This is a genomic window from Pseudovibrio sp. POLY-S9 (assembly GCF_001431305.1).
Lineage (GTDB): Bacteria > Pseudomonadota > Alphaproteobacteria > Rhizobiales > Stappiaceae > Pseudovibrio.
The window spans coordinates 1-22,013 of the sequence record NZ_LCWX01000231.1 but is presented as its reverse complement, the minus strand read 5'-3'; the positions used below and the strand labels follow the sequence as shown (position 1 = coordinate 22,013).

Here is a 22,013-nt window from a genome sequence, read left to right as displayed (position 1 = left end):
GACACCTTGCGCCAATCATCGCATGGTCATCTTGAGGCATCACAACCTCTTTTACAGAGCGGTCACCGTAGCCGTAAACCGCGGTCATTTGTGTTTGGAGTTAGTTCTCCTTACGCAAGCTCTCGCTTATGGGCGGGAGGGCGGTGAATATAATACCCTCTCGCGGGGGGAATAAACCCGCCTGTCTCTGTCAGGTTGTGAACCTCCCGCTCACCAGTGGGTTGTCACAAGCCTTCTGTGGAGTGGTTTGTTCAACAAGCCAACAGAGAAGGCTTTATGATGACTGATACTGGTAAAGAGAAATGTGCCCATACGTCCCTTCGCAATGAAGTGGATCAGCTTCGATTATCAACCAACCACCTCAAAAATCTAGTCTATTCCATGAGCGTGGTGATGAGCGAGCGCATGGAGCATACCCAGGAATATGAAGCGTTGCTGACGCTGTTTGATACTGTGCGCAATCACATAGAAAATGCGCAGGCAAGTAGCGAGAGGATCTCCGATCTACTTGATCCTTGCGCACTGGAAGTCTCAAAAGACTAAAAAATATGGAATACCGAGAGGTCCTGCCTCTCATGGAATATTCTGGCTTGAGAGGTGCAGTGCCTCTCAGGCCTTTTCGAATTTGACCTGAGTTTCCAATGATCATCCATAGACCGGGAAGGGGCTTCACTAGAGACCCGGAAGGGGTATTGGCCTCCATTGCCTCAAATCAGGCTTCTGGCTGAACCACCCTGCCAAAAGGCAAACCCCGCACGAGGCGGGGTACAATCCATATCCTAAAATCTGTCTGGCTCAAATCAGCCCGAGTTCTCGCAGTGTGGTTGCTGCATCAAGAAGCTGATTGGTATTCACTTCCACCGTCAGTGTCATGCTGTCTGCATTGACCCGCGCCTTGATCGCGGCTTTGTCATCAAGGGCATGGGCGATCGGGTCGCAGGCCTCATAGGGCCTGTGTTCGTCAAATCCGACCTTGGCTAAGTCGTGTGCTGCAATCCTGATTGTGCTGGTTCTCATAGAACTTCCCTCTGTTGCCACCGAGCCCCCTGCTCGGTTTCACGACCACAACCCCGCACCGCTGGCGGGGTCAGGCTTATTTACGGGTTGGGCTAGATTCAGGCTTCCAGTTCAGCTGCTAGCTTCTCTCTGGCGGCGCTGAGCATGTCCAGGTACGCGCCACCCTTGTGCAGGATGATCTTGCCCGACCACAGCTCCTCAGCTTTCTTGTCGCCAAAGATCTCTCGCATTTCCTCGTTTGTATAGCGTAGGATTTCTGTGCCCCATTGGGGGTGCTCTGTGTAGATGTAAGTCACGTGCATGGCGCTTGCTCCTCTTCTCGCTTGTGCCTCCTACACATGGCTTGAGTTGGTTCTACTCGGTACCGCGCAATGCCATACCCACCCGCACAATCAAGGGCTTATAGGTGTCATACCGTTGGTTTTGCGGATGTGTCGCTGTCGTTGAGTGTGGCTGGTGCGCGCTTTAAAACAAGAGGCGTCTTGCTTGCTGGTGCCGTCCCATCCCGCCTGCTATTGTCTCGCACTCACGTTGGGCTGTGTTCAAATGCATTGCCCCGCACTCCCCTACAAATGACCCCGTACTTCTGGCGCGACAGAATCGGGCTCTCTCGGGCAGTTTATCGCTATGCTCGGCGGTGCCGTGGTCTCCTCCTCCAGCCGCAGTCAAGCCGTGCAATATCCTCCTCGCAATCCCATACCATGCTTCCCCTACCCCGGCTTTTGGGTCCTTCCGGGCCGCAATCGTATGCGGTGGGGCTTTGCGCACCAGATCGCCAGTCACAGACCAAAATTTTGGGTTCGCACTTTGGGTTCGCGGTTCGCACCCTAGCGGAAACGAATGAGAACGCTGCACCGCAACATGTCTCAATAAAGCATTGTTGCATCGAGCATTTTAACGGTGGCACTCTGATCTCAAAAATCACCTGAAGGTGCGAACTTGGAGGTTTGGGTTCGCAGCCTAGGTTCGCACTTAAGGTTCGCGGGTTCGCACCCTGATTTCCATGGTTCGCACTAAGCCGACAGGAGCTATTCTTTGCAAGTCGAGATGATACCCGTTACGGAGCTGGTGCCCTATGCCCGCAACGCGCGAACGCATCCTGACTGGCAGATCACGCAGATTGCAAGCTCCATTGCTGAGTTCGGTTTTACCAACCCGATCCTAATTGGCGGGGACAACGACATCATTGCCGGCCATGGGCGTCTGCTGGCCGCACAGCAGCTGCAACTTGAAGAAGTTCCGGTTATCCGGCTATCGCATCTAAACGAGGTGCAGCGTCGAGCCTTAATCATTGCTGATAACAGGATCGCGGAAAATGCCGGTTGGGATGAGACCTTGCTGCGTGAGGAACTGGCTGCGCTTAGTGACGTCAGCTTCGATCTGGATGTGCTGGGGTTTTCCGATGAGGAGCTTGGCGAGCTTTTAGGGTTTGGAGGCGAAGACACTCCACCACCTCCACTGGGTGACGAGGACCATGTTCCCTCACCAGAGCCAGTTCATGCGTCTGTTCCAGGTTCCATCTGGCTTTTGGGCGAACACCGCCTCATGTGCGGCGACAGCACGTCTTCAGATCAGATGGGCATGTTGTGCGATGGCGCATTGATCGATGCTGTCTGGACCGATCCTCCCTACAACGTGAACTACGAAGGGGTGGCAGGAAAGATCAAGAACGATAATCTCAGTAAAGACGCCTTCCGCAAGTTTCTAGTGGATGCGTTTTCCTGTACTGCAGCGGTAGTGCGTGTAGGCGCACCCATCTATGTGGCGCACTCTGAGACTGAAGGCGTGAGTTTCCGGCGTGCTTTTGTAGAGGCCGGTTTCAAACTGTCCAGCTGCCTCATCTGGGTCAAACCGGCTTTGGTGATTGGGCACGCCGATTACCAGTGGCGCCACGAACCTATCCTCTACGGCTGGAAACTTGGAGCCTCTCACAGCTGGTATGGCGGGCGCACTAATACGACTGTGTTCGAGGACGATGGCAAATCCTTGCGGGTAATGCCGGATGGCAGTCTACAGATCGACTTGGGTGATCAGGTGGTCATCGTTGAAGGGGAGAAGATGACCATGCGCTCACTCGATAGCACTGTCATCCATCACGACAAGCCGGTGAGAAGTTTGGAACACCCAACCATGAAGCCAGTATCTCTCATTCAGCAGATGCTGGAGAACTCCACCAAGCCCGGCGACCTGATGCTGGATCCGTTTGGCGGCTCAGGCTCCACACTGATTGCCTGCGAAAAGACAGGTCGCAAGGCGCGGCTCATGGAGCTTGATCCCAAATACTGCGATGTGATTGTGGCCCGTTGGCAGGAGTATACCGGCAGGCAAGCAACGCTTGCAGGTGATAAGCGTAGCTTTGATGACATCAGAGCTGTGGTCAGTTCCTGAAGCCAACGCACAATCGAACCGAAACCATTCAAAGGATCGGACTGATGGGGCTATCTCGGCGCGCTTATGCGGAGCATCGCAAAGCTTTGGAATTACCTGGTGCGACCGATATGGCCGTTCGTAAGGCGATCCAATCCGGCAGGATTACGCTTGAAGCAGATGGCAGCATTGATCCAGCTAAAGCAGATGTTCAATGGGCAACATCAACCGATGGCTCCAAGCGACGTTCACGCAAACACACGAAGTCTGGGCAATCTAGATCAGAAGAAGCAAGACCAGCAGCACCTCCTGCCATTCCTGAAGGCTCAGACCAACTCGGCGGTTCCCAAGGCATCACCTACGCCAAGGCCCGCGCCGCCAACGAGGCCCTAAAAGCACAGCGCTCCAAGCTGCTCCTGCAACAGCTCAAGGGCGAGCTTATCGACCGTCAGGCAGCAGTGAACCATGTGTTTGATCTGGCGCGCAAAGAACGAGATTCATGGCTGCAACTGCCAGCTCGTGTTGCCGCCAATATGGCAGCTGAGCTTGGCGTCGATGCCCACAAGATGGAACAGTTGCTTGATGAGGTCATTCGTGACCACTTAGCCCGGCTTTCCGAAATCAAGATAGAGCTCGGTGGGTGAGTATCAGGGCACAAGTGACATTCAAACCGCCTGGCTTTCGGGACTGGCCCCGGATCCGGCGCTTACGGTTACGCAGTGGGCTGATGCCAAACGCTATCTATCCTCAAAGGGCGCAGCAGAACCCGGCAAATACGCAAGTTCGCGCACCCCGTTTATGCGCGCCATTATGGATGCGCTCTCACCAAGTCACTGGGCTCAGAAGATCATCTTTGCCAAATCCGCTCAGGTTGGCGCGACGGAGGTGGGCATCAACTGGATCGGGCACACCATGGAGGTGGCGCCCGCTCCGTTTTTAGCCGTGCAAGCCAATGAGACCACTGCCAAGCGGTTCTCCCGCCAGCGGGTGGATCCGATGATTGAGGCAACACCAACGATACGAGGGATAGTGGCCCCGGCCAAGTCGCGAGACAGCGGCAACACGCAATTGGAAAAAAGCTATCCTGGCGGTCATCTCTTCATTGCTGGCGGCAACTCAGCAGCGGGCCTCAGGTCCATGCCAATTCGCTATGTGCATCTGGATGAGGTGGATGCTTACAAAGATGATCTGGATGAGGAAGGCGATCCGGTCACGTTGGCTGAAGCACGCACCCATACGTTTGGCCGGCGCAAGAAGATCTACATCTCGTCCACGCCAACCATCAAGGGAGCCTCGCGCATCGAAGCAGAGTTCGAGCTGAGTGACCAGAACCGCTACTTCGTGCCCTGCCCCCATTGTCTGGGCCTACAACATCTAAAGTTCGAGCGCCTCAAGTGGGATTGGGGCGTTCCGCGTTCCGTACGCTACCTCTGTGAGCATTGCGACCAACCGATCGAGGAGCGCTTTAAGACATGGATGATGGATCTTGAAAATGGTGCGTGCTGGCAACCAACTGCAGATCCTGAATTAATCCTCAAGGCCCATGAAGCTGGTATTGTTGGGTTTCATATCTCAGGGCTTTATTCTCCCATTGGCTGGCTGTCCTGGGAGGCGATTGCCCGCTCCTGGGAAACAGCACAGGGTAAGGATGCGCTTCTCAAGGCGTTCAAGAACACTACCCTTGGCGAGACCTGGGAAGAACAAGGCGAAGCGCCGGATTGGCAAAAGCTCTATGAGCGCCGAGAGACCTTCAAACTTGGCACTGTCCCACATGGCGGCTTGGTGCTTACCATGGGCGTTGATGTTCAGCGAACCGGGCGATTAGAGGCAGATGTCTGGGCCTGGGGCAGAGGTAGTGAGAGCTGGTTGGTTGATCACATCACGCTGGATGGCGATGTTTTCAGCGATGACGTCTGGGAAGCGTTGACCGAGCTTTGCACCAGTACCTGGCCTCATGAAAGCGGTGTGCCCATGTCTCTTGCCCGCGTTGGCATTGATACCGGCGATGGCATGACCGTGGATTCAGTTTATGCTTGGGTGCGCAAGATGGGACGTGGCCAGGTGATTGCCCTCAAGGGCCGCGGCGGGTTTGATCGCATCGCCCCTGTTGATGGGCCAAGCTATGTGGACGTGACTGAGGGCGGGCGCAAAATCTCCCGCGGTGTGGCTCTTTGGAATGTGGCCGTTTCCGTTTTCAAGTTAGAGACCTATCGCTATTTCCGCTTGAATGTGCCCACCGACGAAGACCTTGCTCTTGGCAAAGCCTATCCTGCAGGCTTCATCCATGTAGGACAGGGCATTACCGCTGAATGGTTCAAGCAGATCACCGCCGAGCAGTTGGTTCAACGCAAAAACAAGCGCACTGGGTTTGCCAAATCAGAATGGGTAAAAACCCGAGAACGCAACGAGGCCCTTGATTGCCGCGTCTATGCCCGCGCGGTGGCATGGCTGCTGGGCATCGACCGATGGGATGAAAGCCGTTGGCAGGATCTGGAAGCCCAGCTAAGGCAAGCCCAGCAATCCACCCCAGAACCAGCAGGCCAACCACGCCGCCAGCGACGCTCCCGCAAGATCAAGCAAAACACCTGGTTCGGCAAACAACGGAGGAACTGGTTCAAATGAGCTGGACATCGGCAGAGCTGGCAGCCTTGAAGAAAGCCTATGCAGCCGGTGCCACCCGTGTGTCCTATGAGGGCAAAACGGTTGAGTATGACAGCGGTGCCCAGCTGCTAACCCGCATTCGCATTATTGAAGCTAAGATCTCTGCCTCAAATGGCAGGAAAAAGCCGGTGGCAGGCTTTGTTCGGTTCACCCGGGAGATCCGATGAGAACGAAGTCGGTGCACGTTCCTTTCACCTGGAGCGATCGCGCTCTGGCCTTGTTCTCACCAACGCGGGCTGCAAAGCGCTATGCCAGCCGCGCCACCCTTGCCAACCTGCGCCGGCTTTATGAAGGCGCGCAAAAAGGACGCTTAAGCGACGGATGGCGTTCCAGCAATACGGCTGCGGATAGTGAGATCACAGCAGCAGGCGGTCTTCTGCGGGAGCGCATGCGTGATCTGGTGCGCAACAATCCACTAGCAGCTCAAGCGGTTCAGGTGCTGGTCAACAACATGGTTGGTCCCGGCATCCGGCCACGGGCGGCAACAACGAGCAAAGCGCGCAACAAGAAGATCGACAAACTCTGGAACGCGTGGTCCAAGTCCTGCGATGCCCATGGTCATACAGACTTTCATGGGCTGCTAAGTTTAGCGGTGCGTGAGATGATTGAAGGTGGCGAGGTCTTTGCTATCAAACGCCCTCAGCGTAGCTCGAAAGGCAAGGTTCCGTTGCAGGTCGAGCTGCGGGAAGCCGATCATTTGGATACCTCTCGCCTAAGCGAGGCCAAAGACAATTCTATCCGTCAGGGCATTGAATACGACAAGACAGGCCAGCGTACTGCCTACTGGATGTTTCCCGACCATCCGGGCGATACCACCTCAGCTTTTACCCGCCGACTGGAATCCGTTCGCATTCCTTCTGACATGGTAGCGCACCTGTTTGAGCGTCAGCGGGTGCAGTCTCGCGGCGTGCCCTGGGGAACGCCGGCCATGACAGCGCTGCGGGATCTGGGGGACTGGCAGCTTGCTGAAATGGTGCGCAAGAAAACCGAAGCCTGTCTGGTCGGTGTGGTGCTTGGCGAAGACGGCGATGGCGGCGCTTCTGTTGCCCCCTCAGTTGAAGATGCTGACGGCAACCAGATCGAGCAGTTCTCGCCCGGCATGATTGCCTATGCGCGGGGCGGCAAAGACATTCGCTTCAACACACCCGGTCATTCAGGCGGCATTGCAGAGTGGAACCGGGTGCAGATGCATATCATCGCCTCGGGTTTTCGGGTGCCTTATGCGCTGATGACGGGTGACCTCAGTCAGGCCAACTTCTCCTCCAACCGCGCTGGACTGAATGAGTTCCGCCGCATGGTTGATCAGGTGCAGTGGCACATCATTATCCCGATGTTCTGCGAGCGTATCTGGGCCTGGTTTATTGAGGCCGCCTTTACCGCAGGGCTTATCGACACGCTCGAAGTGCCAGCTGAATGGGCACCGCCCAAGTTTGAAAGCGTTAATCCCAAGCAGGATGCTGAAACCGATCTTATTGAGACCAGAGCGGGCTTCACCTCCCTGCCCCAGCAGATCGCCAAGCGTGGCTATGACCCCCGAGAGGTGGTGGAAGAACAAGCTGCCTTCCTTGAGGAGACCGACAACCTCGGCCTGGTTCTCGACAGCGATCCACGCAAGGTCTCCCGTGCTGGTCTTGCACAAGCTGAACTCGAAGCGGGCCCGCAACCAGAACCATCCAGCAGCACAGCGAAAGACGAAACCTGATGCCAGAACAAACGTTAGGCCTGCCGCTTTTGGGGCGGGCTGCAGAAGTGCGTGCAGACAGCGTGGATCGTGATGCACGCACCATTGAGATTGTCTGGACGACAGGGGCCACCGTGCAGCGCATGCGCTGGGAAGGTTGGGATGAGCTTGTTGAATATGATGAAGAGCTGCAGGTGGATGAGCGATCTGTTCGCCTGGGCAGGCTGGATGCCGGTGCTCCGTTCCTCAACTCCCACAATGCCTGGCGGCTGGAGAATGTTCTCGGTTCTGTAGTTCCTGGCTCCGTACGACTTCAAGACGGGAAAGGCTTTGCCACGATCCGGCTGACGGATGCGCCTGATGCCTCTGGCATTGTCCAGCGCATCCTGGAAGGTTCGGTTCGTAGTGTCTCTGTTGGCTACCGGGTGCATTCTTACGAGATCACCGAACAGAAAAGCAAGCGCGAGCTTTGGCGAGCCACCGACTGGGAGCCTCTGGAAGTCTCAGCAGTCGCCATTCCAGCTGATCCGGGTGCGCAAACACGGGCCATAGGAGAAATGCCCCACTCCTTCAGTCCCTGCACCCTTATTCGCAGTGTGCCGTTCTCCCCCTCGCCCAAGGAGGCATTGATGCCCGATACGCCCAAAGCCCCACCAGCAGAAGATAAGACAAGGACAAACCCTCCGAAAACACTAGAGCAAACAGCTTCGCCCTCAGTGCCCACGGAGGAAGCACCAAACGTTGAGAGCGTGCGTGCAGAAGAGCGCACCCGCGTCAGCACCATCACTCAGCTTTGCCGGCGTCATAAACTGGAAGAAAGCTATTCAGATGATCTCATCACCCGTGGCGTGTCCCTGGAGACCGCCCGCTCTGAAATACTCGACAAGATCTATGAGGCCGATCCGCTCAAAGGTAAAACCACAGAGCCTGCCCCAGCAGAAGCACGAGGACAAGACACTCGAGAGATCTCTTATCGCGATGCCCTCACCAATGCATTGCAACACCGCGCATCGCCCGATCTCAACAAACTTAATGAGGACGCCCGGCAATTCCGTGGCATGACGCTTTTGGAACTCGCTCGCCATGCTTTGGAAAGGCGCGGTTTCAGCACCCTTGGCATGAGCAAGATGGAGCTCGCCACCGCCGCCTTTGCCATGCGCTCAGCTGGCTATCATGCAACCTCAGACTTTCCAGCTATCCTAGCTAATGTGGCCGGCAAGACCTTGCGCGATTCTTATGACATCACCCCGCGCACCTTCCGCCCCTGGGCGCGGCGTACAACCATCGTTGACTTCAAACCCGTACAGCGCACCCAGCTTGGCGGTGCGCCTGACTTACAAAAAGTGCTGGAATCTGGTGAGTTCCAATACGGAACCATGGGCGAAGGCAAGGAAGTCTATGCACTGGCCACCTACGGCAAGATCATCGCCATCACCCGACAGGCGCTGATCAATGATGATCTGGATGCTTTTACCCGCATTCCGCGCTCGTTCGGAGCCTCAGCCGCAGACCTTGAAAGCGACATCGTCTACGCCATCCTCAAGGACAATCCGGTCATGCAGGATGGTACCGCGTTATTCCATGCAAAACATAACAATCTGGGAACTGCTGCCCGGATTGACGAGACCTCGCTCACCGTAGCCTATCGAGCTTTTGGTCAACACAAGGGGCTTGAAGGCAGACTGATTTCCATCCAGCCACGTTACATCATCACCCCGCCGGGTCCACGGTCAGTCGAAGCACGCAAGCAGATTACTGCCACCACACCCGCAAATACCGCAGATGTGAATGCGTACGCCGGACGCTTGGAACCCATCGAAGAGCCGCGCCTCATTCCAGCATCAGGCCAGGATCCCTGGTTCATGGCTGCAGATCCGGCACGCATTGATACGGTGGAGTTCGCCTATCTGGAAGGGCAGGAAGGCGTCTTTACAGAAACCCGCACAGGCTTTGAGGTGGATGGCATCGAGATCAAGGCTCGGCACGACTTTGCCGCCAAGGCCATTGATCACCGCGGGCTCTACAAGAACCCTGGAGCGACAGCTTCGTAACGTTCTGGAGGCTCAAGACGCACCCACGTCTGTCAGGCTCTTCCAGAGCAAGGTGTTGGAGAGAATATGTCCCCTATTGCTTTGTCCATGGCAACCTCAAGTGAATATGTGCATTGCACAAAATAGATAAAAGCCCTCATGACTGAAACTTCTGTTTCAGTTCATACTTGTGTCGAGCAGACGGAGCGGCTGTGAATATAGAAACACAATGGGTAGCTTGCATAATCTCGCTTAGGGCTCATCATTTCAAGGTTTACCTACCCCTTTTTGATGTGCTCTCTCTTCACAAAAGGCATCAACGCAACTCAATATCAGCTCGGTTGCATCATGTAGAGACATTGGAACAGATGGAGGCTGCCACCCTGTTTGACCGTGCCGTGCTAGTGGACCAATCGCAGCAAAGTTGTTTGCTGTTTGACTAAACAACTTTAGCTTTTGGGTATTGCATCCAGAGGCATTTGCAATTTTATTATCATCCCAACCAAAAGACTTAATAAAATCTTTCATTGCATAAAGAGTAATCCAGCTCACTCCATTGTATCCGAGAAAAATCAGCATGTTTTTTATCGTATCACAATAGTGTGCGAGGTGGATGTTTCGGCTGACGACATGCCGTATAGGACGGGAGTGGTCGCTGCAGTTGGAAGACTTCCAATTGCAAGAAAAGGGCTCGAAAGGAAATTCAATATTTTTATTGAAAGAGCTTGACGATGTGCCATTCGGGGCGACAATCCCACGGTGATAGAAACTCCCTCGCCGATGAAGTAACATCGCACCATCGAAAAGAGCTTTCAACGCTGCAGCTCTGTGGGCCATTAAATCTACATCCGATAATTCTTCGAGATGAGGGGAATACCAAGAGTAATAGGGAGGCTGCCCATCATCCTCATCTATCATAATGACGAAATCATTAGACCCATAATTGAGTACGAAATCATAAGTCCAACTGTAATTTTCCGGAAAATCAAACACCCATTTAGGGAAAGAAGTATTCATGTTACCTATACATATCATTAGTCTAAACAGTGCCTTTTTAGCACTGAAAATCGGCAATTATTATCGGTTTCTTATAAAGGAATAAAACAGCTGGAGGTCAAATATCTAATAAGTAGTCCGTAAATCTCTACAGGAACTTAGTAGCATGAAATACAATTAAAGGTCTATATTTTTAAATAAGTAGCAATCTGTAAGAAACAATCTTTCCTATTTTCAATAAATGTCCGAATTGCCGCCAGCTAAAACGAATGCATCTAAGCCGGACATAAGTTAATCAATGGCGTAGATTGGCGCCTACCAGCAGCACAATCTCAGCGGTGCTCTCTCACCGCCGCATTCATTTTCTCACCCTTGTTTCCATCCCAAAGGTCCCCCATGAAGAACTTCATCACTCAAGGAAACGCGCTCACGTTCACCAACGACACCGGCGCGTCGATCACCTCAGGATCTGGCATCCTACTCGGCACCATCTTCGGCGTTGCCGCTGGCGATATCGCTGAGAACACAAGCGGTGTCCTCAATTTGGTCGGCACCTATGAGCTCGCCAAAGCGCCATCAGAAGCCTGGAGCTTGGGCGCTGCTGTCTATTGGGACAACACGGCCAAACACTGCACCAACGTTGCTACCAACAACACACTCATAGGGGCTGCGACTGAAGCAGTTGGCGGTGGGGCAACAGACACCCTTGGCAAAGTACGCCTTAACAGCTCGTTTGGCTGATGGAGTTTTTCAAGTCGGCGATCGATCTGATTTTTGCCGATGACAGCATGGCGTATTCTGCGCTTTATCGAAAACAAGGCAAAGTTGATAGCATACCTGTGCGCATTATCTTGCGCTCCCCCGACGCCCTGCAGCAGTTCAATAGCGGCAGGTTTCGCCAAGATGCCATGTTCATTGATGTTCGGGTAAGCGAAGTCCCTGAGCTATCCAAACACGATACCTTCGAGCTCTTAGCCGAAGACGCCACTCCTTCAGGGCAAGTCTACGAGCTTACCGGCGAACCAGCCAGAGACCGTGAGCGACTTATCTGGCAGGGGGAAGCTGCCAGCTTATGAAGCTCCTCGTCAAGGTCAACGGCTCCCCAGAAGACCTGATGGTAAAAGAGCTGGAGCTTGCCGAGCACGCTGTCACCAAAGGCATTCGCTCTGCCGGTTGGGGGCTCAAGGAAGATTGGCGCTCGCAGATCCAAAGTGCTGGCCTTGGCACTAAACTGGCGCGAACCATCCGACAGCAGAGTTATCCGTTGCGGGGTAAAAGCCTCAAGGCAGCCAGTCTGGTTTATAGCCGGGCCAGCAAGGTAGTGGATGCTCATGATCGCGGCGTTCTCATCCGCTCCAATGACGGCTTCTTTTTAGCCATTCCCATTGGCCTTGCCGCCAACATGCGCGGCCCGCAAAACAAACGCATCACCCCTGGCGGTTTTGAACGGCGCACCGGATTTCGTCTGCGCTTTGTCTATCGGCGCGGACAGCCCTCGTTGCTGGTCGCAGAGGATGCCCGCTTTACCAAACGTGGGCGCATTGGAAAGAAAGGGGGCCGGCGGCGCAAGGATGGTATCCTGACCGGGGCGCAGACCATCCCTGTGTTTTTGCTGGTGCCTCAAGTCAAACTCAAGAAACGCCTGGATTTGGACCGTGATACCGAGCTTTGGGAAAGCCGTCTGCCCGGTTTGATTGTTGCCAACTGGAAGGACCGCTGATGGGCTTAAGCACCTCTGAGCAAGTGCTGAGCGCTTTGTTCGAGATGCTGCAAAGCAACACGCCTACAGACGTTAAACTCCTACGCAACGAAGCCTATCCTGAACGCATTCCTGAAGCAGGCATCTTGATCCTGCGCGATGGCGATCCGGGTGAGCCGGAGGTCACGCTCTCACCGCCCACGTATCTTTATGAACACCGCGCTGAAGTGGATCTGCTGGTTGAAGCTCGTGAAGCTGATGCGCGGGACACTGCCTTTGATGCTCTGAAGCAGGCGGTGGGTACAGCGATTGCAGCTGACCGCAATCTTGGCGGCCTGTGCGATTACGTGGAAGCTGAAGCCCCAGCGCCTATTGATCTGGCAGTGGACGGCACAGAGACCATCAAGGCTGCAACCGTCACCATCAAACTCATCTACGCCGCATCCGATCCTCTTGCCTAGAAAGGACTAGTCATGGCCCGTGCCCGAGGTGCCCGCTCTGTTATCGCTGCCGCCTTTGAAGCCACTTATGGCACAGCACCAGCTGCTGGGTCCTATTGGAAACTGCCCTTTGCCAGTTCCAATCTCGGCAGCGAACAGCCCTTGCTGGAAAGCGAGCTTCTGGGTCAGGGCCGCGATCCCTATCCGCCGGTCAAAGATGCCATCACCACAGAAGGCGATATCAGCATGCCCATTGATGTGCGCTATCTCGGCATTTGGCTAAAAGCTCTATTCGGCGAACCGGAAACAACAGGTTCTGCAGCGCCCTATTCGCATGAGTTTCAAAGTGGCAAATGGGACCTGCCCAGTCTTGCCATTGAGGTGGGCATGCCGGATGTACCCTACTTTGCCATGAACACCGGATGCAGGGCCAACTCCATCAGCTGGACCATGCAGCGCTCCGGACTGGTGACGGCCACCCTCAACTTGATTGCTCAGGGCGAAGTTACTGGCACCAGCTCCAACACCGGAGATCTGGAACAGCTGCCCCTCAAACGGTTTGGCTCGTTTAGCGGCTCCATCCTGCGTAACGATACTCAGCTCGGCAACATCACTTCTGGCCAAATCACCTACACCAACAATCTAGAACCCGTTGAGACTATCCGCGGTGACGGCATGATTGATGGCGCAGATCCGGCGATGGCCATGCTGTCTGGCACCATCGATGTGCGCTTTGCTGACCAGACCTTGCTGTCCCAGGCACTTTCTGGCGATCCCTGCAAACTGAGTTTCCGCTATGCGCTGGGCAGTGACACTAGTTTCGAGCTTGTTGCCCATGCAGTGTACTTGCCCAAGCCTAAGCTTACCATTGAAGGTCCTGGCGGTGTTCAGGTGAGTTTTGCCTGGCAAGCGGCCCGTGATGAGACCTTGGGCCGAATGGCAACCGCCACGCTTCAAAATGATGTTGCTTCCTATGACAACCCATCAGTTTAGATCGTTTTCTTATCCGAAAACTGAACCCACTTTTCGGGAAAACGCGACAAGGAGACTGCCATGCGCCTTGATCTCAGCTTAGAGCCCAAATGGTATGACCTCATCCCCGAAGCTGGCATTCGGGTTCTGGCCGATCCTGCCGTCACCGACATCATGGACGCAGCCCGTGAGGATGAGCGACTGACGGCTCTTGCTGGAAATGAAACCCTGTCAGAGGCCCTTGAGCCCGGCAAAGCCTCCAAGCTTGCTCGCGTTCTCTCATTAGTCGTTGCAGAGCAAGTCATACGGGATTGGGAAGGTGTTGAAGATGAAGCAGGCACCAAGTCACAGTTGACACCTGACCACATCGCAGCATTCTTGCGCCACCCACAAGTAGCCGATGCCTGGCTACTTTATTACATGCAGCATTGGCTTCAGGTGGGCGAGATCATTACTTCAGAAAAAAACGCCTTAGCGCCCTTGCTGAATGGCACTTCAGTGGCGGCGCCGAGTATTGCAGCGCGTGCCCCAGTAAATGCAAAGACTGCCCGCAGCGGCAAAACCAGCCGCAAACCCAACAAGGCAGACGGCTCTGGCAGGTTGTCATGAGATTGGGCGGACAAGTGCGCACGGTTTCTTCGATGAATGGTTATGTGGTGGTGGGCTGGGACATGGTGGCAGCTTTGAACCTTGCTGATGGTCTTGGTGCCAATCCATATCTCGCAGCCTTGATCCTTCCAGAGGTCGAGCAAATCGCCTGCGCTAAGATCAACGAGAGGCTACAGGCAGATGGTTGAGCGCAAGGTCTCTGTCAGACTGGCGGCTATTGGCGGTAAAGCACTTAAAGACGATCTTGTTGCCATTGGTAAGTCCGGCAGTGCAGCCCTTACTCAGATTGGCTCTGCCAACGAGGCCGCTAATGCAGGCTTGGATCAGGTCTCCTTGGCTATTGCCCGAGGCCGGGAACAGTTAGAGCAGCTTGCCGCTAAAGCTGCCCGTTCAGCCAATGCGCTGAAAGCCACAGCATCTGCTACAACGCCACTGATTGATCAGATCAACCGCATGACCGGTGTGACACCCGCCATTGGTAAGACCACCGCCGCGTATTTGGCGCAAGGCCAAGCACTGGATGATCTACGCGCAAGATACAATCCAATCTTCGGTGTCATCCGTAAGTACCGCCAAGCCCTTTCTGAAATCAAAGCTGCCCATCTGGAGGGAGCGCTTTCTGTAAATGAGATGACAGCTGCCATTTCTCGTGAGCGCCGGGAAGCTTTGCTGAGCATTGCTGTTTTGAAAAACAGAACCACCACTTTGACCCGCATGGCGCGTGCGTCGCGAGGAGCGACACTGCGCCTGCAGCAAATGTTCTTTCAGGTGAATGATATCGGCGTCTCGCTGGCAGGCGGGCAGAACCCATTTCTGGTGCTGGTTCAGCAAGGCACACAGCTTGCCCAGATCTATGGCTTTGGCAATGGAGGGGTTTCTGGAGCGTTTAAGGACTTAAGATCTCTCCTCATAGGTGCAGCCCGCAGGTTCTGGCCGGTGGCTGTCGCTGTTGGAGTGGTGACAGCCGCCCTTGCAGGTTTGACCTATGAGATCAATCAAACCACCGATGTCTCAGTCACCATGGGTGACACGCTGCTCGCTGTTTGGCAGCTTATCCGTGATGGTTTTAATAGCCTCATAGCCCCCATCATCAACGCGCTGGCGCCTTGGTTTGAGGCGACCTGGACCCGTGTTGTCGTGGCAACCAAAGCCACCGGAAACTTCATCATCAACGAGATGAAGATCACCTATGTTATCATCAAAACCATATGGGAGCAGCTTCCGGCAGCCTTTGCAGCTGTCATGATCGGTACCACCAATGCGGTCATCCGCGGTATCAATCTGATGATCAGCAAAACCATTGAGGGCCTCAATACGCTGATCCAGGCCGCCGACCGGGTTCTATCCAATATTCCAGGCCTTGATGAGAATTTCCGCATTGGCCAGCTCAAAAACATCCAGATTGAACAGATCGCCAATCCTTATGCCGGTCAGGTGGCAGCTGCCTCCAAAGCTCTGGATGAGCGCGTTCGGGAAATCTCAAAACAGGATCCCATGGGTGAGCTGTTCTCTGCCATCAAAACGCGCGCCGTGCAAAATGCTCTCACCCGCATTGCAGAGACAGCAGACAAGACCGGCAAGGCAGTCAAGAAAGCTGCAGAGGAAGCCAAGACTGGATGGGAAGCAGCTCTTGCCTCCCTTGATGCCTATGTGGCCAGTGCCCGTGATATTGGCGCTGCTTTCGGTGATCGCATCGTCAAAGTGTTCTCTGATGGGGAGCAAGCCATCGCGAACTTCGTCCAATCCGGCAAGCTGGAGTTTAAAAGCCTGATCACTTCGCTGATTGCCGACATGGCAAAGCTTGCGGCACGGCGTTTTATCTTCGGGCCCATTGCCTCGGGTCTTTCAGGTGGGTTGAGCAATCCATCAGGTGGTCTGCAAAACCTGTTGGCAGGTTTCTTCAAATCATTCCTGACACCTGCCACAAGTTTTGCTGGCGGCGGGCATACGGGCTCGGCACCGCGCAATGGCGGGCTTGATGGCCGCGGTGGTTTTATGGCTCTCATGCACCCGCAAGAACGCATCATTGATGAGTTCAGAGGCCGCGGGGAGAGGCAGCAATCCATGCCGCCTGTGATCGTCAACATCCAAACCCGCGATGTGGAATCCTTCCGCCAGTCCAGAACGCAAGTTGCTGCTGACGTTCAGCGGGCGGTCGCCCGTGGCCGCAGAGGACTGTGATGGTCTTTCACGATGTGCGCTTCCCGGAAAAGATCAGCCGTGGTGCCAGAGGTGGACCGCGCCGCCGCACGCAAGTGGTGGAGCTTTATTCCGGATTTGAGGAACGCAATGCCTCCTGGGCCAACTCAAGGCGCGAATATGATGTTGCCTTTGGCATTCGCAGTAGTGATCAGCTGCAAGAGGTGACCGCCTTCTTTGAAGCCCGCAATGGTCGCCTTTATGCGTTCCGCTTCAAGGACTGGGCTGACTACAAAAGCTCCCTGCCCTCCAAAGCCATCTCGCCTCTGGATCAGCTGCTGGGTATGGGCGATGGGACAAAGACCGAGTTCCAGCTGCGCAAGCTTTTCGGCACCGAGGCGCTTGGATACTGGCGTTCCATCAGGAAACCTGTTGCTGGCAGCATCCGGTTGGCTGTGAACGGGACTGAGCGATCAAGTGGCTGGACAGCTGATCTTGCCACCGGTCTCGTCAGCTTTGATAGCGCTCCGGCAAAAGGAGCGATCATCACCGCTGGCTTTGAGTTCGACGTACCCTGCCGCTTTGACACCGACAGCATTGACGTCACGTTGGATCTGGAACGCCTTGGTTCCATCACCTCCATTCCCTTGATTGAAGTTCGGGACACCTGACATCCATGAAAAAACTCTCTGAAGACCTGGCCGCTCATCTTGCCAGTGGAACCACAACGCTGTGCTGGTGTTGGCGGCTAACCCGCAAGGATGGCGTGGCCTTTGGCTTTACCGACCATGACTTGGCCCTACACTTTGCCGGTGTCAGCTTTGAACCTCAGACCGGCCTCATTCCGTCAGAACTGCGTGCCTCTTCTGGCCTTGCTGTTGATGCACAGGAAGCGGAAGGCGTGCTTTCTTCCCATCGCATCTCTGAGAGCGATATCTTTGCCGGTCTCTGGGACAATGCCAGAGTGGAAGTCTGGCGCGTTAACTGGCAGAACACAGAGGAACGTGTCTTAATGCGGCGCGGGTCCATCGGCCAGATCCGGCGTGGCAAAACCGCCTTTGTCGCGGAAGTCCGCAGCATGGCACATGTGCTGGAGCAAAGCGTGGGCCGCACCTTCCAGAACGCTTGTGATGCAGCCCTTGGCGATAGCCGCTGCAAAGTCAATCTGGAAACATCACAGTTTCAGGCCACAGGCACCGTCACCAGCCTCATCGGCGATCATGGCTTTGTCGTCTCTGGTATGGATGCGTTTGCAGCAGACTGGTTTGCCCTTGGGCTGCTCACCTGGCAGAGCGGAGGTAACAAAGGTCGTCAGGTGGAAATCTCACGGCATGAGTTCACCTCCGGCGTCACCATAGTCACGTTGCTGGAAGCGCCGGTGCAACCAATCAAGGTAGGAGATACTTTCCAGATTAAAGCCGGCTGTGACAAGCTCTGGCAAACTTGTCTGGAAAAGTTCAGCAACGGCGATAACTATCGCGGCTTTCCGCATATTCCCGGCAATGACACGCTGATCCGGTATGCAGCCAACAGCCGAGGTCATAAGGGCGCGCCGCTGTGAACGAGGATCAGGCAGAGCGCATCATCACAGCAGCACGGCGCTGGATCGGCACACCCTATCACGATCAGGCCAGCGTTTGCGGCGTGGGCTGCGATTGTCTTGGGCTCATTCGTGGTGTCTGGCGTGAGGTCATGGGTGATGAGCCCACCAACATCCCGCCCTACACACGGGATTGGGGGGAAGCCGGAAACACAGAGGTTTTAGCGGAAGGGGCAAACAAGTGGCTGCTGCCGGTGGCGCTTGAGGAAATCAAGCCCGGCTGCATTTTGCTGTTTCGGATGAAGGATGCTGCCATCGCCAAGCATTGCGGGATCATGAGCGATGCCAACCACTTCATCCACGCTTATGAGCGGGTTGGGGTGATCGAGCAGCAACTCGCCTCAGCGTGGAGGCGAAGGCTGGCTTTTGGGTTTATGTTCCGGAGATGAACAGCATAACGGTTATTTTTTGCGACCTCTCACCCTGTCATGATCTGGAACTTCAGAAGTAATTCGTAAAGCACCAGACTCATTATTCTTTCGGTCTTCGATGCAAATAATGGTATCGACCAGATAGAAAATTGCCGCTCTTGCGAGCTTGATTGTGTTCAAACACAAACCTTCAAACTTCATGATGTTTTCATGTTCAATCGCTTTCGAGTTTGAGAGTAGGTCGGAACCGCCTTCATCGTGTAGGACTGTAAATCTGTGAGTTGAAGACCTTCTGAAGGATCGATGTTTCTCTAAATACCCATTTCCTAAGGTTTTGTTTTTTGTGAGGTCATTTGAAAGGCTTAGTAAAGCCATGAGACCAGAATTCCCAAATCGAAGTTCACGCTCTATTTCTGGCTTGAACTCCTGTTTATCGTTCTTATTCTTCTTGAACTTCCACCACATTTTTAGGAAGTCCGTTTGATGCGCCCGAGGCACATTTAAATAAGTTGATGCTAGAACTGCAATTTTGTCGAAAATATCGTAAGCGATACGTTGCGCGGTGGTCAAAGCAGAGTACCTCACCCCATACAATCCATAATCTAATGTATCGCTATGCGAAGTGGTCTCCCTGAAAACACTGTCCCATTCACAATTGGAAGATTCAAAAAACATCTGCCGAGCAAGGGCAAAATCAGATTTAACTATGTTCATCATCCCGAATACCTCAGGAACCAGATGAGGATCATTTTTGTCTTGCGACAATGTAGGGATAGAAAGGAGATCAAATCGCCCGTTGGCATATTCTTCTGAGCTAGAGCAAACAGATAGTGAGAGATTATTGTTCTTTACAAATTGAAAGTACGGATCCTGAGGAGGGTAGTTAGGTACCGTAGAGGCCGCTTTCGCATTCTGTACCGCCTTCTGAACTACTGGTAGCGCACTGGGCCCAGAAAATTCTCTGATTGTCGAATAGTTTCCCTCCACCAGGTAGGCCAAGTCATGTACTCGTGAAACTGTCGCGTCTACATGCGTGTAGCTTTTGTATGTGTCATGCCGAGACCAAACTAAACTCACAAACTTCATCAGAGATCGCATTTCTTGAAATGCGGCTACACCATTTTGAGAATAAAGCTGAACGGCACTCTGGAAACAATCAAGTGCTTCGATCCATCTCCCTTCTTCTTGAAGTAATATGCCAATATTTGTAGAAGCTTGGGTTTTTAGCTTATCAGGATCTCTCTCAGAACTAATCGATTTGCCAAATAATACTCTAGCCCGAAACCGGTTCAATGGTGTTTCACCTAAGAAAGCACATGAAGGGCCATAAACTAACCGTGACATTATCTGTAGGCCGTTGGCCAGATTAAAAGCTTGCTCAAACGTACCTGCTCGCGCAATTTCATATTGCCCTAATATTTCAACACCTTCGCGTACACTTTCGTAGCAGTGGATTGCATCACCGCAGTCAATCAATGTGATCGCTCTGATTATCATCTCTCGAGGAGAGTCGGATAACTTTTCAAGGAGCTTAAGCGCTCTCACAGGATCAGAGTCCCGACATCGGCTAATCTCATCAATGAGTTGATCAGTCACAGCTAACTCCTGTCACAACTGGCGTAGTGAAATAACCCCAATAAGTTGCAAAGTACAATAAGCTCATTTCTTGGAAAAGTGCAGCTTTGTATCTCGTGTACGTTCCTTCGAAACTAAGGATTCTCCATGGCCACACTTGTCCTTGGCGCTGTTGGCACCGCCGTGGGCGGGGCCATCGGCGGTTCATTTCTCGGCATAACCGCAGCCACCATTGGCGGTGCGATTGGTGCTGCAGCTGGCTCGTATATTGACAGCTGGCTGATCAGCACAACGCTTCCCGATCAAACCATCAAGGGCCAGCGGCTCGACCGCCTCCAGATCACCACCTCAACGGAAGGTGCCGTCATCCCCCGTGTATTTGGCCGCATGAGGATTGGCGGCAACATCATCTGGGCCACGGACTTTCGCGAAGAGATCAACCAGCAAACCCAAGGTGGAGGCAAGGGCGGAGGGCCAAAGGTCACAACAACCACCTATGCCTATTATGCCTCGTTTGCCATTGCACTCTGCGAAGGAGTTCTTACCGGCATTGGCCGCATCTGGGCCGATGGTGAGCTCATGGACCTGCAAGGTGTCACCTGGCGCTGGTATGCAGGCGATGAGGCCCAAGAGCCAGATCCCTTCATCAAGGCCAGGATGAACGCGGCACCGGCCTATCGCGGCACAGCCTATCTGGTCTTTGAAGAGCTGCTATTGGAAAGCTATGGCAACCGCATTCCGCAGATCACGGTGGAAGTGTTTCGCCCACTGTTAGACGACACACCGGAAGGACGATTGCAGTCGATCACGCTAATCCCAGCATCAGGCGAGTATGTCTACGCCACACGGCAGGTGACCAAAACCGAAGGCGGCGCCAAGACAACCGGCATCAACGTAAATGCAGAAGCAACACAAGCCGATCTCATCGGTGCTCTAGACCGCTTGCAGGCCTCGGCCCCAAATATCCAAAGTATCTCACTTGTGGTTGCCTGGTTTGGCGATGACCTTAGGTGTGGGACTTGCAAGATCCGTCCCGGCGTTGATCAATCGATCAAGAACGCCAGCACGTCATGGAGCGTCAATGGCATCAGCAGGTCTGATGCTGTTCTGGTGAGCCGTGATGATAAGGGCGATCCGATCTTTGGCGGCACACCAGCTGATTTTTCTGTTGTAGAGGCAATCAAAGAGATCAAAGCACGTGGTCTGCGAGTGACCTTCTATCCTTTCATCCTGATGGATATTCCGCCAGACAATACCTTGCCCGATCCTTACAGCGATAATGCCAGCACAACCGGGCAACCCGCCTATCCCTGGCGCGGCAGGATAACGTGCACCCCAGCTCCCGGCTTTGCTGGCTCGGTAGACAAGAATGAAGCAGCAGCAGGACAAGTGTCTGCGCTGTTTGGCTCTACCTCCATTGGAGATTTCAGTGTAAGCGGAGCAAATATCTCCTGGAGTGGACCACCGGGTGACTGGGGCCTGCGCCGGATGATCCTGCACTACGCGCATCTTTGCAAAGCTGCCGGTGGTGTCGATGCATTTCTCATTGGCTCAGAAATGCGCGGCCTTAACCAGGTGCGAAGTGCGGCAAACAGCTTTCCCACCGTCGATCTATGGGCCAGTCTCTTAAGTGATGTGCGCTCTGTTTTGGGAGCAGATGCCAAGCTCTCCTATGCCGCCGACTGGTCCGAGTATTTTGGCTTCAGGCCACAAGATGATAGCGGCGACCTTTTCTTCCATCTTGATCCTCTCTGGGCCCATGAAGCCTGCGCCTTTATCGGCATCGACAATTACATGCCACTCTCCGATTGGCGCGATGGTTTTGATCATTTGGACGCACAGATCCACCCGCACAT

General features: G+C 54.1%; 23 protein-coding genes. 19 read left to right on the top strand and 4 right to left on the bottom strand.

What is annotated here, in order from left to right; genetic code table 11:
• The first annotated feature begins 279 nt into the window (after positions 1–279).
• Positions 280–543 (top strand): hypothetical protein, encoded by a 264-nt coding sequence (locus tag PPL9_RS23855; protein ID WP_057465090.1) that lies wholly within the window; start codon positions 280–282, stop codon positions 541–543.
• Between the two features lie 252 nt (positions 544–795).
• On the opposite strand, the gene PPL9_RS23850 is transcribed toward PPL9_RS23855, so the two are convergent.
• The gene (locus PPL9_RS23850; RefSeq protein ID WP_057465059.1) at positions 796–1,017 is read right to left on the bottom strand and encodes a hypothetical protein; all 222 of its coding nucleotides are present in this window, start codon (positions 1,015–1,017) and stop codon (positions 796–798) included.
• 98 nt (positions 1,018–1,115) lie between these two features.
• Entirely contained in the window at positions 1,116–1,319 is a 204-nt protein-coding gene (locus tag PPL9_RS23845; RefSeq protein WP_057465058.1) for a hypothetical protein, read from the bottom strand.
• A gap of 745 nt (positions 1,320–2,064) precedes the next feature.
• Between PPL9_RS23845 and PPL9_RS23840 the strand changes: the two genes are divergently transcribed.
• The 6 genes from PPL9_RS23840 to PPL9_RS23815 are packed head-to-tail and all read left to right on the top strand — an operon-like array spanning position 2,065 to position 9,777.
• On the top strand, positions 2,065–3,405 hold the full coding sequence (locus PPL9_RS23840; protein WP_057465057.1) for a site-specific DNA-methyltransferase: 1,341 nt from the start codon (positions 2,065–2,067) through the stop codon (positions 3,403–3,405).
• 44 nt (positions 3,406–3,449) lie between these two features.
• On the top strand, positions 3,450–4,028 hold the full coding sequence (locus PPL9_RS23835) for a hypothetical protein (RefSeq protein WP_057465056.1): 579 nt from the start codon (positions 3,450–3,452) through the stop codon (positions 4,026–4,028).
• A complete protein-coding gene (locus tag PPL9_RS23830; protein ID WP_200962365.1) occupies positions 4,021–6,006 on the top strand; it encodes a phage terminase large subunit family protein in 1,986 nt (661 codons plus the stop codon). Before PPL9_RS23835 ends, PPL9_RS23830 begins: the two co-directional genes overlap by 8 nt.
• The gene (locus PPL9_RS23825) at positions 6,003–6,212 is read left to right on the top strand and encodes a hypothetical protein (protein WP_057465055.1); all 210 of its coding nucleotides are present in this window, start codon (positions 6,003–6,005) and stop codon (positions 6,210–6,212) included. Before PPL9_RS23830 ends, PPL9_RS23825 begins: the two co-directional genes overlap by 4 nt.
• Positions 6,209–7,747: a phage portal protein gene (locus tag PPL9_RS23820; RefSeq protein WP_057465054.1), complete on the top strand. Its 1,539-nt coding sequence runs from the start codon at positions 6,209–6,211 to the stop codon at positions 7,745–7,747. Before PPL9_RS23825 ends, PPL9_RS23820 begins: the two co-directional genes overlap by 4 nt.
• Entirely contained in the window at positions 7,747–9,777 is a 2,031-nt protein-coding gene (locus PPL9_RS23815) for a prohead protease/major capsid protein fusion protein (protein ID WP_057465053.1), read from the top strand. Before PPL9_RS23820 ends, PPL9_RS23815 begins: the two co-directional genes overlap by 1 nt.
• Before the next feature lie 246 nt (positions 9,778–10,023).
• On the opposite strand, the gene PPL9_RS23810 is transcribed toward PPL9_RS23815, so the two are convergent.
• On the bottom strand, positions 10,024–10,773 hold the full coding sequence (locus PPL9_RS23810; protein ID WP_152986813.1) for a hypothetical protein: 750 nt from the start codon (positions 10,771–10,773) through the stop codon (positions 10,024–10,026).
• Between the two features lie 375 nt (positions 10,774–11,148).
• On the opposite strand from PPL9_RS23810, the gene PPL9_RS23805 reads away from it, so the two are divergent.
• Genes PPL9_RS23805 through PPL9_RS23755 form a run of 11 tightly spaced genes read left to right on the top strand, consistent with a single transcriptional unit; the run spans position 11,149 to position 18,600 of the window.
• Entirely contained in the window at positions 11,149–11,493 is a 345-nt protein-coding gene (locus PPL9_RS23805; protein WP_057465051.1) for a DUF2190 family protein, read from the top strand.
• Positions 11,493–11,828: a hypothetical protein gene (locus tag PPL9_RS23800; RefSeq protein ID WP_057465050.1), complete on the top strand. Its 336-nt coding sequence runs from the start codon at positions 11,493–11,495 to the stop codon at positions 11,826–11,828. The genes PPL9_RS23805 and PPL9_RS23800 overlap by 1 nt, the downstream gene beginning before the upstream one ends.
• On the top strand, positions 11,825–12,472 hold the full coding sequence (locus PPL9_RS23795; RefSeq protein WP_057465049.1) for a DUF6441 family protein: 648 nt from the start codon (positions 11,825–11,827) through the stop codon (positions 12,470–12,472). Before PPL9_RS23800 ends, PPL9_RS23795 begins: the two co-directional genes overlap by 4 nt.
• Entirely contained in the window at positions 12,472–12,912 is a 441-nt protein-coding gene (locus tag PPL9_RS23790; protein WP_057465048.1) for a hypothetical protein, read from the top strand. The genes PPL9_RS23795 and PPL9_RS23790 overlap by 1 nt, the downstream gene beginning before the upstream one ends.
• Positions 12,913–12,924: 12 nt before the next feature.
• Positions 12,925–13,884, top strand: a complete 960-nt coding sequence (locus PPL9_RS23785) for a phage tail tube protein (RefSeq protein ID WP_057465047.1) — start codon at positions 12,925–12,927, stop codon at positions 13,882–13,884.
• Positions 13,885–13,944: 60 nt separating this feature from the next.
• A complete protein-coding gene (locus PPL9_RS23780; protein ID WP_057465046.1) occupies positions 13,945–14,472 on the top strand; it encodes a hypothetical protein in 528 nt (175 codons plus the stop codon).
• Entirely contained in the window at positions 14,469–14,660 is a 192-nt protein-coding gene (locus tag PPL9_RS32745; protein ID WP_057465045.1) for a hypothetical protein, read from the top strand. Before PPL9_RS23780 ends, PPL9_RS32745 begins: the two co-directional genes overlap by 4 nt.
• Positions 14,653–16,653 (top strand): phage tail tape measure C-terminal domain-containing protein, encoded by a 2,001-nt coding sequence (locus PPL9_RS23770; protein ID WP_057465044.1) that lies wholly within the window; start codon positions 14,653–14,655, stop codon positions 16,651–16,653. The genes PPL9_RS32745 and PPL9_RS23770 overlap by 8 nt, the downstream gene beginning before the upstream one ends.
• A complete protein-coding gene (locus tag PPL9_RS23765) occupies positions 16,653–17,282 on the top strand; it encodes a DUF2460 domain-containing protein (RefSeq protein WP_057465043.1) in 630 nt (209 codons plus the stop codon). Before PPL9_RS23770 ends, PPL9_RS23765 begins: the two co-directional genes overlap by 1 nt.
• Positions 17,283–17,287: 5 nt before the next feature.
• On the top strand, positions 17,288–18,172 hold the full coding sequence (locus PPL9_RS23760) for a DUF2163 domain-containing protein (protein WP_057465042.1): 885 nt from the start codon (positions 17,288–17,290) through the stop codon (positions 18,170–18,172).
• Positions 18,169–18,600 carry an NlpC/P60 family protein gene (locus PPL9_RS23755; protein ID WP_057465041.1) on the top strand — a complete coding sequence of 144 codons (432 nt, stop codon included), beginning with the start codon at positions 18,169–18,171 and terminating at the stop codon, positions 18,598–18,600. Before PPL9_RS23760 ends, PPL9_RS23755 begins: the two co-directional genes overlap by 4 nt.
• A gap of 12 nt (positions 18,601–18,612) precedes the next feature.
• On the opposite strand, the gene PPL9_RS23750 is transcribed toward PPL9_RS23755, so the two are convergent.
• Positions 18,613–20,178, bottom strand: coding sequence for an LA2681 family HEPN domain-containing protein (locus PPL9_RS23750; RefSeq protein WP_152986812.1), 1,566 nt, complete (start codon positions 20,176–20,178; stop codon positions 18,613–18,615).
• Between the two features lie 126 nt (positions 20,179–20,304).
• On the opposite strand from PPL9_RS23750, the gene PPL9_RS23745 reads away from it, so the two are divergent.
• A partial coding sequence (locus PPL9_RS23745) for a glycoside hydrolase TIM-barrel-like domain-containing protein (protein ID WP_200962364.1) occupies positions 20,305–22,013 on the top strand: 1,709 nt, incomplete at its 3' end.